Below are 13,121 nucleotides of genomic sequence, written 5' to 3' on the forward strand. Positions count from 1 at the left end.
ACGGAACGGAGTTTCCATGGTGCTGGCAGTGAAGGACGGCATGATCCATGAGGTCCCTGTGCAGACCGGCATTGAGGGAGATGTGGAGCTGGAGATCCTTCCCGGCGAGGGCGAGGAGCTGGACGAGACGACCCAGATCGTGGCCGCTCCCTCTGAGGGCTTGACGGAGGGCATGGCCGTGACCGCCATGGCGCAGTAAGGGGGGAATGGATGTGTTTGGAATCAGAGACAAAAAGCTTTCTCCCTATATGACAGAAAACGTCCATGAGGAGCTGATCCGCCTGGAAAACCTGGTGAAGATCTACGATACCGGAGCCATTAAGGTCCTGGGGCTGAAAAAGATCAGCCTGACCATCCGGCGGGGGGAGTTTGTAGCCATCATGGGCCATTCCGGCTCGGGAAAATCCACCCTCATGAATATCCTGGGCTGTCTGGACCGCCCCACCATGGGCCATTATTATCTGGACGGCATCGACACGGCGGAGCTGGATCCCAACGAGCTTTCGGCGGTGCGGAATTTAAAGATCGGCTTCGTGTTCCAGTCCTTTAACCTGATCTCCAGGACCTCGGCCTTAAAGAATGTGGAGCTTCCCATGACCTATGCCCGGATCCCCAAGAGGAAACGGGCGGAGCGGGCCATGGAGCTTCTGGAATGCGTGGGCCTGGGAGCCAGGGTAGACCACATGCCCAATGAAATGTCCGGAGGCCAGAGGCAGAGGGTGGCCATCGCCAGGGCTCTGGCCAACGAGCCGCCGCTGATCTTAGCCGACGAGCCCACGGGAAACCTGGATACGGCGGCTTCCATTGAGATCATGGAGATCTTTTCAGAGCTCCATAAGGCCGGAGCCACGGTGGTGGTGGTGACCCATGAGGAAAATATCGCCGCCTTCACGGACCGGATCATCCGGTTTTCCGACGGCCAGATCATCAGCGATGAGAAAAACTTAAATCCCACGCCTGGCAGCGGAGTGATCCACACCCGGGGACTTTACGGGAGAAAGGGGGAGGCCGTATGCTGATCGAAAATATGGCCATGGCCTTCCACGCCATAAAGGCCAATAAGATGCGTTCCTTCCTCACCATGCTGGGCATCATCATCGGCATTGGCTCTGTGATCTCCATTGTGTCCATCGGCGATACCATGCGGGGACTGTTCCAGGATCTTTATAAGGACGTGGGGATCACCCAGGCCTATGTCCAGATCGGCTACTGGATCGATGATGTGCGTATGACCGATTATTTCACCCTGGATGATCTGGATAAGATCAAAGAGGTATTCGGGGACGAGATCGCCTATATCGACAGCAGCGCGTACCTGAGCACAGACGTACAGGCTGGCCGGACCAAAATGAAGTTTGAATTTACCGGCATCGACTATAATTACCAGGATGTACAGCCAGTGGATGTGATCTACGGCCGCTATCTCAACGAGGGAGATGTGCTGGGCCGGAGGAAAAACCTGGTGATGGAGGCAAAAAGCGCCGAGAAGCTGTTCGGAACGGAAAATGCCGTGGGGAAAAGCCTGCGGATGACCGTTTACGGGGAGACGGACGAGTATACGGTGGTGGGCGTTTATAAAAAAGAGATGAACGCCTTCCAGGCGCTGATGATGGGGACTGGGAGCGATACGGGGGCGGCCTTTATCCCCTATACGATCCTCACCTGGCCCAATGATAACTTTTACTCCTGCCGTCTGTTCGCGGCGGACGATGTGGATATGACGGATTTCATGAACCGGCTCATGGCGTATATCGCCAAACAGAAGGACAGGAAGCCCGAGGACTTTTACAGCCAGACGGCGGTGGATGAGATGGGCAGTGTGGACAGTATGATGGGAGCCCTGTCGGCGGCTGTGGGGGGGATCGCAGCCATTTCTCTCCTGGTGGGAGGCATCGGCATTATGAACATCATGCTGGTCTCTGTTACGGAGCGGACCCGGGAGATCGGGATCCGGAAGGCTCTGGGAGCCAGGACCCGGGACGTGCTGATCCAGTTCCTGACGGAATCGGCGATCCTCTCGGCCTGCGGCGGCATCATCGGCGTGGTGCTGGCGGTGAGCGTGGTATCCCTGGGCGGCATGGCCCTGGGCCTTCCAGTGGTCATAAAGCCTGGGATCATTTTCCTGGCTGTGGGATTCTCCGCGGTGGTGGGGATTTTCTTCGGGATCTATCCGGCCTCCCGGGCGGCCAAGGCAGATCCCATTGACGCTCTGCGGTACGAATAAAAATAAAAGAAGCTGTTCTGCTGGGACCGGCCGGAAGGCCGGTCCTTTTGCGGACAGGGGATGCGTACCCGCCTTATGGGGCGCACCTTAGCTTCACAGGCTCTGCTGTTGGGCATAGAATGGACTTTTTTTCTGCTATGCCCAAAATTCCTGCAGTTTTTGGGCATATACAGGGAAAAAAGAGATATATGTCCAATCCCGCAGGAAGATCCGGTGAAAATCCAGGATTTCCGTACGATTTTTGGGCATAATGGAAAAAAAGGGGTATTTTTGCCCAAAATTTTTGACTATACGGGAGGGGGGAATATGAAGCTAGGAGAGCATATAGTTGGTAGGCCGGGGAATGGGAGAGGAAAATTAGAGAGGGCAGAAAGATGTGGAGGGGCAGATCTGCGGCATAATTCCCTTTCGCCGCATGGCGATCCCCGCAGAGCGTTTTTTATGTCATAGGGCGCACTTCCCTATGATATAAAAAACGCCCGGGACAAAGCCCGGGCGGGTGAAACAAGATCTGTTTTTTACTGGATCCACGCGCCGCTTCCGTCTACGGTGTAGCCGTCGGGAGTGGTGGTATTGGATAACATGGTGCCGCAAAAGCCGTCGCTCTTCTCATTGAAGTAATACCAGCGTCCGTCGATCTGCTGCCATCCGGTGACCATGGCGCCCTCTGTTCCGGCTCCGGCAGGAGTCAGATAGTACCAGTTGTTTAAGTTGTCCTTAAACCATCCGGTGGCCATATCGCCGTTGCTGCCGAAGTAGTACCAGTTGTTGTTGATATAGAGCCAGCAGCTCTGGGCCAGGATCCCGTTCTTAAAGGTAAAGCGCCAGATATTTCCATCCTTGGACCACTTTCCGCCCTCTGGGGACTGGTTCATCAGATCCACGCGGACGCTTCTGCTGGAGCCGCCGCCGGAGCTGCCGGAGGAACCGGAGCCGCTGTTTTCCCTGCGGAGCTTTACGGTGAACCTTCCAGGATCATTGGTGTAGACCACGATGCAGCCGGTCTCCTCGTCATACCAGAGGGTATCGCTTTCGTTCGCCACATCCTCGAAGCCGTCGGGCATGGAGATGTAGAATTTCAGCGGAGTCCGCAGGGAAGTGACCTTTGTTTCAGTTCCCTCTGCGGATCGGGCGCTTCCCTCTGTGGTCTTATAAAGTTCCAGGTCGAAGGAATACGTCCGGCTGGCGTTGCTGGGCGTGGAGATATTGGAAAGCTCTGCCCGGAGGCCCGTGATGGTGCCATGGTCCGGGGCGAAGGCCAGGGGATAGTAGTCCATTCCCTCCAGCGGCTCTGCACACTGGACATCCATGGCTGCACCCACGCCCAGGGAGTCAAACAGGAAGGAGAGCTTCTTCACCGTGGGCTCTGCGGACTTTCCGGCCATGGCCTTCTGGACGTCGTTCTTATCCAGGGCCTCAGCCAGCTTCCAGAGAGCGCCTTCTGCGGCGTCCCATTCCTCCTGGGGAAGACCGGCCAGGTCATTGGGAAGGGAGTCGGCCAGGGCCTGGAACTCCTTTGCGTTGGACGGGGTGGCGATGGAATCTGGAAGCTCCGGATCAGTACCTGGCTTATCCTCTTCGGTTCTTTCCTCAGCCAGCACGAAGGTACTGAAGTGGGTCACTGTAAAGGAAGCCGTGCGGGCCTCCAGGTCGATCTCCAGCGGCCAGATATCTTCATACGTTCCGTCATTGGAATAGTGGAGCACATGGAAGAATTCTGGATTGACATTTTCCGGGATCGGAACGGTGATGCGTACCGGAACCTTAAGCTCCGGAACGGCTCCGCTGAGGCTGAGATCCACCTGGATGGTGTTTTTATACCTCATGGCATCCACAACTGCGTCCTTATGAGGCTTTCCGATATTGAAGGAAACGGTGGAACCGGCTGCCGCAGCGTTTAAGGCAGCGCCGATCACCTTTACCTGGCTGTGGTCGATGCCCACCTCATTGGAGGTGATATTCTGTTCCAGGGTCACATTCTGATCCTTTATGTACTGCTGCTCCAGGGCTTCAACCTTGGCCAGAACGTCCGGATCCGACTGCATGGCCACCTGGACGTCCTTGATATTTTCTTTTAAAGCATCCGGTGCCTGGTCCATGGGAATATCGCCGGAAGTGATCTTATCAAGAGTTCCCGATACCTTGTCGGAAGCGTCGCCTGGCTTGTAGGGATCATCTGCGTAAACGGTTTCACTATGGAAGATCTTGGACGGCGTATTGCTGACGGCGCGGACGGAGAAGGAATATTCTTTTGTGCCTTCTTTGGTCATATCGTCAGCCAGATCCTGATGGGTGGTTTGTACATTTGTGTAGATAATTACGATATTACCGTCGGCCAGGAGACTGACTTCATAGCCCCTTAAATAATTTTCATACTCCGCCGGAATTTCCGGAGCGTCCCAGCAGGCCACAGTGCCGTTCCACCGGAGATTGACTGGCGTTTCCAATGATACGGAAGCCTTTTCAAATGTCCAGGGAGTGGAAAGCTCAGACCAGTCGCTGTCCAAAGTATCAATATTATCCCCGAGAGCCATGACTCTGAAAGTATAGATTCCGGAGTCTTTTAGTTTATTTACAAATCCTCCGCTAGGTAGCCATTCGTTGGTAGCACCATAAAAAGTGGGGTGGGAGATATACATGGATTTTCCATTTTGGAAGGCCTCCATTTTGTATTCATTGCTGGCGTTCTCCACCCGCGTCCACTCGGGAAGGGCCTCTCGTTTGGAACTCCACCGTACGACCGGTGTGTCCAGTTTCACTGCCGCCAGCGATGAAAACGCCATACTCATCGCCAGCACTGCCGCCAGTGGGGCGGCAAATCGCTTTTTCATACGTTTGTACCTCCTTATAAATATTCCTGGAGGGGGTATCCTCCCATGGAAAAATTATATAGTTTTTCATGGGGAAAGTCAATAAAACAGGGATAGAAATGGGGGATCCTGTATGCTATAATCAGGATACAGACCATATCCGCGAGAGGAGGAATACAATGAAGGTGATCGGTGCTTTATTCCGTCTTTCAAAATTTTTCTGGGCTCCGCTACTATGGGCGGCGGTGATCAGTGTCTTCCTGTTCTGTGTGGGACGGCAGAGGCTGATCTTCTGGGCGCTGTATCTGGGGCTTATTCTGACGGCAGTTCTTGGGATCGTGTATTTAGTAGGGGAGTTTACCCGGAACAAGGATCAATGATGGAAAATGATAAAAAGGCCGCCCGGGCATGATGCCTGGACGGCCGAAGTATTTTATGGAGGCGGTTTACAGATCCAGCTTCAGATCTCCCTCACGGATCCATCCGGCCTTCCTGGAGAGCTCTCCGAAGATCCAGGTGAGGACGGCGGGAAGGATGAAACAGATCATGAGGATCCCGGCCCACATCCTGGGGCCTTCGCCGGACATGGCGGTATAGATGCCGATGGGGCCCACAAGACCGCAGGTCCCCATGCCCGCGCCTGCCGGGATGTTTTCCAGCTGAAAGACCATGGTGGCCAGGGGGCCGGTGACCATGGACGCCAGGGTGGGAGCGATCCAGATCCTGGGGTTTTTCACGATGTTTCCCATCTGGAGCATGGAGGTCCCCAGGCCCTGAGCCAAAAGACCGCCCCAGCCGTTTTCCTTAAAGCTCATGACGGCAAAGCCCACCATCTGGGCGCAGCAGCCGGCTGTGGCCGCTCCTCCGGCCAGGCCGTCCAGGGACAGCATGATACAGATGGCCGCGCTGCTGATGGGAAGGGTCAGGGCAATGCCGATGAGAGCCGATACCAGGATCCCCATGAAAAAGGGCTGCATTTCCGTGGCAGTCTTGACCATTTCTCCGAACAGGGTCATGAACCGGGATACGCCGGGGCCCACGAACTGGGCCATAAAGACGCCGGAAATGATGGTAACGCCGGGAGTGACCAGGATGTCCACACGGGTCTCCTTGGACACCAGCTTTCCCAGCTCCGCAGCCACAATGGTGGCCACCAGAGCGCCCACGGGTCCTCCCAGCTCATTGCCTGCGATCCCCACGGTGGCGGCGGAAAAAAGAACCAGCTGCGGCGCTTTTAAGGCATAGGCAATGGATACGCCCAGGGCGGCTCCGGTGGCCCCTTTGGCGTAGGAGGCGATGGTATTGAAAACCTCCACACCCGTTTTTTCCCCGATGGTGGAAAAGATGGTCCCGATTAGGAGGGAGGCGAAAAGGCCGAAGGCCATGGCCCCCAGGGCGTCGATGAAGTACGTCTGTACGGTGAAATTGATCTGCTTTCTCTTTAGGAATTCCTTCCAGGATTCCCGGTGCTTTGGTGCTGTTTCCATGATTCAGTGACTCCTTTTATCGTTTTCGCGGCCGTTCAGCCATGGGAAGATCCGGACAGGAAGACACATAGTGGAACAATTGCGGATCTCCAGAGATACGTTAAGAAATTAACGATCCCATTGGTCAACGTATTCTGCCATAGAAACCAGAAAAAAGCAAGGAAATCGCAGAAGATTGATATGAATTTAACGAAATCTTCCGGACAGAGGGATCCTCCGGGAGCCAGGGACGGAGGCAAGATTTTCTTGCCTGGCTTTCCTTCTTATGATATACTAAGGCCCTGTAAGGAGATGAGAACATGAAAAAACGTATGGATTATGGCGCTATGATATTTGATCTGGACGGAACCCTGGTGAATTCCATCCATGCGCTGACCTATTGTACCAACAAGTCCCTGGAGCGGTTCGGGCTGGGGCCTCTGTCTGAGGAGCAGATGATGACCATTGTGGGAGACGGCTATAAAATGCAGATGAGGCGGTCGCTGGCGGCCTGTAAGGATACGGATCCGGCCCATTATGAAGCCATCCTCCCGGTTTATATGGAGATCTTCGGGGAAAACTGTAACTACCAGATGCATGCCTACGAGGGCATCGGGGAGCTCCTGGCCTTTGCCAGGGAAAAGGGGATGAAGCTGGCCGTGGTCTCCAACAAGCCCCACGCCCAGGCCGTGAAGACCGTGGAGTATGTGTTCGGAACGGACGCCTTTGACACGGTGGTCGGAGAGCGGGAAGGGATCCCGAAGAAGCCGGATCCCAGAGGTGCTCTGGAGGCGGCAAAGGAGATGGGCGTTGCTCCGGAAAACTGTCTGTATTTCGGAGATACCAACACCGATATGGAAACAGGAAGAAATGCCGGGATGGACACGGTGGGAGTCCTGTGGGGATTCCGGGGCCGGGAGGAGCTGGCGGCCTTTGCCCCGGCGTATCTGATCGAAAGCCCCTGGGACATGATCCGGATCCTTTCCGGGAAAGCTGAGGAGAATCATTGAGGAAATCTGTAAAAACGAGGAAAATAAGAGGGGGAACATGGCTGGCGCTGGCAGTGATGTTCCTTTTCTGTCTCCTTTCCGGCTGCGGGAGAGCAGAGAGCGGAGAGGAGCCGGGAGACGGGGAAGGCGGGAGGAAATTAAAGGTAGCCGCCACTCTGTTCCCCTATTATGATTTTGTGCGCCAGGTGGCCGGAGACCAAGTAGAGCTGTCCCTGGTGATCCCGGCGGGCATGGACAGCCATTCCTTTGAGCCTACGCCAAGGGATATCCGCATCATGCAGGAGGCGGATGTGATCATCGCCAACGGCGGGGCCATGGAGCACTGGGTGGACCAGGTGGTGGATTCCTTTGACCGGGAGGACCAGACGGTGGTCATCATGATGGACCATGTGGATGCGGTGGAGGAAGAGATCGTGGAAGGGATGGAGCATTCCGACGAGGGCCATGGCCACGTTCATGTCCATGAGGACGGTGAGGAAGAAGCGGCAGAGCCGCCGGAGGAGGACGAGAGCCGGTATGAGATCGAGTACGACGAGCATATCTGGACCTCTCCGGTCAATGCCATGAGGATGGTGGGCGTGATCGCTGAGACTCTTACGGAAAGGGATCCGGACCACGGGGCTATGTACCAGGCAGGAGCTGCCGCGTATCTGGAGGAGCTGGAAAGACTGGACAAAGAATTCCGGGAGGTGAGGGATAGCGCGGTCCACGACATGATCGTCATGGGCGATAAGTTCCCGCTGCGGTATTTTGCCGACGCCTACGGACTCCGTTACCGGGCGGCCTTTTCCGGCTGTTCCTCGGATACAGAGCCCAGCGCCAGGACCATCGCCTATCTGATCGACAAGGTAAAAGAAGAGGGGCTTCCTGTGATTTACTATCTGGAGCTTTCCAGCCACCGGGTGGCGGAGATCATCGGAGAAGAGACAGGGGCCGTACCTCTTTTGTTCCATTCCTGCCATAACGTGACCCGGCGGCAGTTTGAGGAAGGGGTCACATACCTGGAGCTGATGGAACAGAATGTGAAGAATCTGCGGGAGGGACTGTGCAAATGAGCCAGCCGTTATTAAAATGTGAGCATGTGGATTTTGGATATGAAAATTATGATGTGGTAAAGGATGTGTCCCTGGAGATCTGCCAGGGGGATTACCTCTGCATCGTGGGAGAAAACGGATCGGGAAAGAGCACGCTGATGAAGGGGCTTCTGGGGCTTTTAAAGCCCACCGGCGGAAGCCTTATGGTATCCGACGATCTGAAGCGGTCCGGAATCGGATATCTTCCCCAGCAGACGCCGGCCCAGAAGGATTTTCCGGCCACAGTCCAGGAGGTGGTGATCTCCGGCTGTCTCGGAAAGCGGGGGAACCGTCCGTTTTACTCAAAAAAAGAAAGGGAAACGGCGGCAGTGAACATGGAGCGTCTGGGGATCACAGATCTGAGGAAGAGCTGCTACCGGGATCTTTCCGGCGGCCAGAAGCAGAGGACGCTGATCGCCAGGGCTCTCTGTGCCACAGACCGCCTTCTGATCCTGGACGAGCCCATCACCGGGCTGGATCCCTCCGCCACCCAGGACTTTTACCGGGTGATCCGCCATTTGAACCGGGAGGAGCAGGTGGCCGTCTTAATGGTGTCCCACGATATCCAGAACATCGTGGCCCAGGCCAATAAGATCCTCCACTTAAAGCAGAGCGTGTTATTTTACGGCTCTGTGGAAGACTATAAACAGACGGAATGCGGGAGAGAATTCCTGGGAGGTGGAAAATGATGGAGCTTTTAAGAGAAATGCTTTCGTATCCGTTCATCGTCCGGGCGCTGACCGGCGGCCTTCTGATCTCTCTGTGCGCCTCCCTTCTGGGGGTGAGCCTGGTGCTGAAGCGGTATTCTATGATCGGGGACGGCTTGTCCCATGTATCCTTTGGAGCCCTGTCTGTGGCCGTGGCCTTTGGGTGGGCTCCCCTGGCGGTATCCATCCCCGTGGTGGCCGCCGCCGCAGTGCTGCTCCTTCGGATCACCGGCAATGGCAAGATCAAGAGCGATGCGGCCATTGCCATGATCTCTGCCGGCTCCTTGGCTGTGGGGATCATCGTCACATCCCTGACCACGGGAATGACCACAGACGTCAGCAGCTATATGTTCGGCAGCATCCTGGCCATGAGCCGGGAGGACGTGGTATTGAGCGCCGTCCTGTCCCTGATCGTCCTGGGGATGTTCATTCTCTGCTACAATAAGGTGTTCGCCGTGACCTTCGATGAGAGCTTTGCCAGGGCCACCGGAGTCCGGGTCTCCGGCTACAATACGATCCTGGCGGTGCTGACGGCGGTCACCATTGTCCTGGGCATGCGGATGATGGGAGCCATGCTGATCTCCAGCCTGATCATCTTTCCGGCCCTCACCTCCATGCGGGTATTTAAAAGCTTTTCCGGCGTGATCCTTTCGGCGGGGACCGTATCCGTGGTCTGCTTTTTCATCGGCCTGGTGCTTTCCTATGTGTATTCCATTCCGGCGGGAGCCAGCGTGGTGGTGGTCAACATGGGAGCCTTTGGGATTTTTTCCGTGATCCAGGCTGTCCGGAGGCGGTAGGACGCGAAATTTTAAGGGCGGCGGTTGACTTTGGGAAAAAATGTGTTAAAGTTAGTAACAGACAACCGTTATTTTATGGATTGAATAGAAAGAAGGAATTAAAAATGACAAAGATCGATATTATTTCCGGCTTCCTGGGGGCTGGAAAGACCACATTTATAAAAAAGCTTCTGGAGGAGGCCATTGCCGGGGAAAAGGTGGTGCTGATCGAAAATGAGTTTGGAGAGATCGGCATTGACGGCGGCTTTTTACAGGATGCAGGCATTGAGATCCGGGAAATGAACTCCGGCTGTATCTGCTGCTCTTTAGTGGGCGATTTCGGCCGCTCCCTGTCTGAGGTGCTGACCAAGTATGAGCCGGACCGGGTGATCATCGAGCCGTCCGGCGTTGGAAAGCTGTCTGACGTGATGAAGGCTGTCTGCGACGTGGCCGGAGAGATCGACGTGGTCTTAAACGGCTCTGTGACGGTGGTAGACGCCCAGAAGTGCAAAATGTATATGAAAAACTTCGGCGAGTTCTTCAATAACCAGATCGAAAGCGCCGGGACCATCGTTTTAAGCCGTACCGACGTGGCAGACGCCGATAAGGTGGCAAAGGCAGTGGAGCTGATCCGGGAGAAGAATCCTAAGGCAGCCGTTGTTACGACTCCCATCGGCCGTCTCACCGGAGCCCAGCTTCTGGAGATCATTGAAAAGCCCACCGACGACATGGCAGCTGAGCTTCTGGAGGAGGTAAGGCAGGGACACCATCATCATGAGGACGAAGGGTGCTGCTGCGGCCACGACCATGAGCACCATCACCACCACCACGATCATGAGGATGAGGAGTGCTGCTGCGGCCACGACCATGAGCATCACCATCATCACGATCATGAGGAGGGAGAGTGCTGCTGCGGCCATGACCATGAGCACCATCACCACCACGATCATGAGGACGGGGAGTGCTGCTGCGGCCACGATCATGACCATCATCACCATCACCACCACGGCCATGACGCCGACGAGGTTTTCACAAGCTGGGGACTGGAAACAAGCCGCAGCGTAAGCCTGGAACGGTTAAATGAGATCCTCCATGACCTGGCCCACACAGAGAAGTACGGCACGGTGCTTCGTGCCAAGGGCATGCTGCCGGATGAAAACGGCGTATGGCACTATTTTGATATGGTTCCCGAGGAGACGGAGGTGCGGGAAGGCGCGCCCATCTATACAGGAAAGGTGTGCGTCATCGGCTCCGGCTTAAAAGAGGACGATCTGAAGGAACTGTTCCATTAATTTTAATCACTGGGAGAAATCATGAGCGGAAATAATCAAGAAAAAATGCCGGTGTTTCTGATCAACGGCTTTCTGGAGGCTGGAAAGACCCAGTTTATCTCCTTTACACTGCAGCAGGAGTATTTCCAGGCTGACGGAGTTACGGTCCTGATCCTCTGCGAGGAGGGGGACACAGAATATGATCAGGAGCTGCTAAAGAAAACGCGGACAAAGGTGATCACCGTGGACAGCGCAGACGAGCTGGATGAGGACTTTTTCGGCCGCCTGGAAGCGCTCTACGGTCCGGACCGGGTGCTCATCGAATGGAACGGGATCTGGCCCCAGGATCAGCTGAAGCTTCCGGCAGACTGGGAGCTGTTCCAGCAGATCACCATCATCGACGGCTCCACCTTTGAGCTCTATTTAAATAACATGAAGCCGCTGCTGGGACTTATGGTGAGGAATTCCGAGCTGATCATCATGAACCGCTGCGACGATCTGACCGACGACAGCCTGACCCGCTACCGCAGGGGGTTAAAGGCCTTAAATCCCCAGGCCGACCTGATCCTGGAGGATGCGGAAGGGGAGATCGAGCAGGAACTTCTGGAGGAGGATCTGCCCTATGATATGAAGGCAGATGTGATCCAGATCGACCCGGGGGCCTACGGCATCTGGTATATTGACGCTCTGGACAAGGAGGACCGGTACAAGGGGAAGGTAGTGGAATTTACGGCCATGGTCTTAAAGTCGCCGGAATTCCCGAAGAATTACTTTGTTCCGGGCCGTATGGCCATGACCTGCTGCGAGGCGGATATGACCTTCCTGGGCTTTGTATGCAAGGCAAGAGAGGCCAGGACCCTGGAGACCGGAATGTGGGTAAAGGTCCGGGCCAGGATCGAATATGAGTTCTGGCAGGACTACGACGGAACCGGTCCGGTGCTTTACGCGGAAAGCGTGGAGCCGGCAGAGGAGATCAAGGAGATCGTCCAGTTTTAGGGCAATAAAGTAAAAATAAGCTGCTGCGAAAGGAAAGCATCCATTTCCTTTTTGCAGCAGCTTATTTTTATGCTCTGGGAAAGAATTATGCCGTCGGCAGGAAGCCCCCACAGGCAATATTTCCTACCCTACATGGGCGGCACCGGCACCGGGCGCTCCCGGTCAAAAACGGTGGTAACGTCGAACAGGTCGCTTAAATGATCCTTGGAAGGATTTGTTTCCGGAAGATCGTAGTACATGCGGTAGCCGTCCAGGTTCCGCCGCCCCTGACGCAGGTAATCAGCCCCCAGCTGTACCCAGGCGGGGCTGGAATCCACATTGCAGAAATAGCGGAAGCCCTTGTCGTACAGATAGGCAAATTTCTCGTTTTCCCGGGTATAGGCCCGCCAGTCGCCCACGTCTGCGCCGAAGGGGTAGAGGATGATATCGGTGGGGCCGATGAGGGATTCCACCCGTTCCTCCCATTTATCGGTGTCTGTCTTTACAGAAGCCAGATCCCGGGAGCCCAGGTTGATATGGCCCCAGCTGTGGGAGGCCAGCTCCCAGCCGCCGTCCCGGAGGCACTGGGCCACCTGGCGGACAGATTCCAGGTCTTCCTCATAATTGGGATTGGAGTCCTTATATTCCGGATCGGTGCGGTAGCCCAAAACACCCTGGTAGCCGGTGAAGGCCAGGACTGCCCTGGCTCCCTTATAGGAAAAGTCCGGGTGCTCTGCAATGAAATCCTCCAGCAGCGGCACCAGGTCGAAGGAGCCGGTGACCACGGTCCCGTCGTCCAGTTCCATTTC

Annotated in this window: 11 protein-coding genes and 2 pseudogenes; 10 read left to right on the forward strand and 3 right to left on the reverse strand. The window is 55.5% G+C overall.

Going from position 1 to position 13,121, the window contains the following annotated elements; translation table 11 throughout:
* The 3 genes and pseudogenes from WIH05_RS12240 to WIH05_RS12250 all read left to right on the forward strand — a co-directional run.
* Positions 1-199: pseudogene (locus WIH05_RS12240) on the forward strand (efflux transporter periplasmic adaptor subunit); the annotation flags it as partial.
* A gap of 49 nt (positions 200-248) precedes the next feature.
* Entirely contained in the window at positions 249-1,019 is a 771-nt protein-coding gene (locus WIH05_RS12245; protein WP_337425452.1) for an ABC transporter ATP-binding protein, read from the forward strand.
* Positions 1,013-2,224 (forward strand): ABC transporter permease, encoded by a 1,212-nt coding sequence (locus WIH05_RS12250; RefSeq protein WP_022273331.1) that lies wholly within the window; start codon positions 1,013-1,015, stop codon positions 2,222-2,224. The genes WIH05_RS12245 and WIH05_RS12250 overlap by 7 nt, the downstream gene beginning before the upstream one ends.
* A gap of 518 nt (positions 2,225-2,742) precedes the next feature.
* Here WIH05_RS12250 and WIH05_RS12255 read toward each other — a convergent pair.
* Positions 2,743-5,055, reverse strand: coding sequence for an N-acetylmuramoyl-L-alanine amidase family protein (locus WIH05_RS12255; RefSeq protein WP_022273332.1), 2,313 nt, complete (start codon positions 5,053-5,055; stop codon positions 2,743-2,745).
* A 158-nt stretch (positions 5,056-5,213) separates the two neighbouring features.
* On the opposite strand from WIH05_RS12255, the gene WIH05_RS12260 reads away from it, so the two are divergent.
* Positions 5,214-5,414, forward strand: coding sequence for a hypothetical protein (locus WIH05_RS12260; RefSeq protein ID WP_022273333.1), 201 nt, complete (start codon positions 5,214-5,216; stop codon positions 5,412-5,414).
* A gap of 66 nt (positions 5,415-5,480) precedes the next feature.
* On the opposite strand, the gene WIH05_RS12265 is transcribed toward WIH05_RS12260, so the two are convergent.
* Positions 5,481-6,521: a PTS sugar transporter subunit IIC gene (locus WIH05_RS12265; RefSeq protein WP_337425451.1), complete on the reverse strand. Its 1,041-nt coding sequence runs from the start codon at positions 6,519-6,521 to the stop codon at positions 5,481-5,483.
* Positions 6,522-6,820: 299 nt separating this feature from the next.
* On the opposite strand from WIH05_RS12265, the gene WIH05_RS12270 reads away from it, so the two are divergent.
* The 6 genes from WIH05_RS12270 (at position 6,821) to WIH05_RS12295 (ending at position 12,333) form a co-directional block, all read left to right on the forward strand.
* Complete coding sequence (locus tag WIH05_RS12270) at positions 6,821-7,510, forward strand: HAD family hydrolase (protein WP_022273335.1); 690 nt, start codon at positions 6,821-6,823, stop codon at positions 7,508-7,510.
* Between the two features lie 56 nt (positions 7,511-7,566).
* Positions 7,567-8,565 carry a metal ABC transporter substrate-binding protein gene (locus tag WIH05_RS12275; protein ID WP_337425453.1) on the forward strand — a complete coding sequence of 333 codons (999 nt, stop codon included), beginning with the start codon at positions 7,567-7,569 and terminating at the stop codon, positions 8,563-8,565.
* Positions 8,562-9,272 carry a metal ABC transporter ATP-binding protein gene (locus tag WIH05_RS12280; protein WP_022273337.1) on the forward strand — a complete coding sequence of 237 codons (711 nt, stop codon included), beginning with the start codon at positions 8,562-8,564 and terminating at the stop codon, positions 9,270-9,272. Before WIH05_RS12275 ends, WIH05_RS12280 begins: the two co-directional genes overlap by 4 nt.
* Positions 9,272-10,087: a metal ABC transporter permease gene (locus WIH05_RS12285; protein ID WP_158357007.1), complete on the forward strand. Its 816-nt coding sequence runs from the start codon at positions 9,272-9,274 to the stop codon at positions 10,085-10,087. Before WIH05_RS12280 ends, WIH05_RS12285 begins: the two co-directional genes overlap by 1 nt.
* Before the next feature lie 104 nt (positions 10,088-10,191).
* On the forward strand, positions 10,192-11,358 hold the full coding sequence (locus tag WIH05_RS12290; RefSeq protein WP_022273339.1) for a CobW family GTP-binding protein: 1,167 nt from the start codon (positions 10,192-10,194) through the stop codon (positions 11,356-11,358).
* Positions 11,359-11,379: 21 nt separating this feature from the next.
* On the forward strand, positions 11,380-12,333 hold the full coding sequence (locus WIH05_RS12295) for a GTP-binding protein (RefSeq protein ID WP_022273340.1): 954 nt from the start codon (positions 11,380-11,382) through the stop codon (positions 12,331-12,333).
* A gap of 128 nt (positions 12,334-12,461) precedes the next feature.
* Here WIH05_RS12295 and WIH05_RS12300 read toward each other — a convergent pair.
* Positions 12,462-13,121: pseudogene (locus tag WIH05_RS12300) on the reverse strand (polysaccharide deacetylase); the annotation flags it as partial.

The organism is Alitiscatomonas sp. (assembly GCF_037242085.1).
In the GTDB taxonomy this organism is placed as follows: Bacteria; Bacillota; Clostridia; order Lachnospirales; family Lachnospiraceae; genus Alitiscatomonas; species Alitiscatomonas aceti.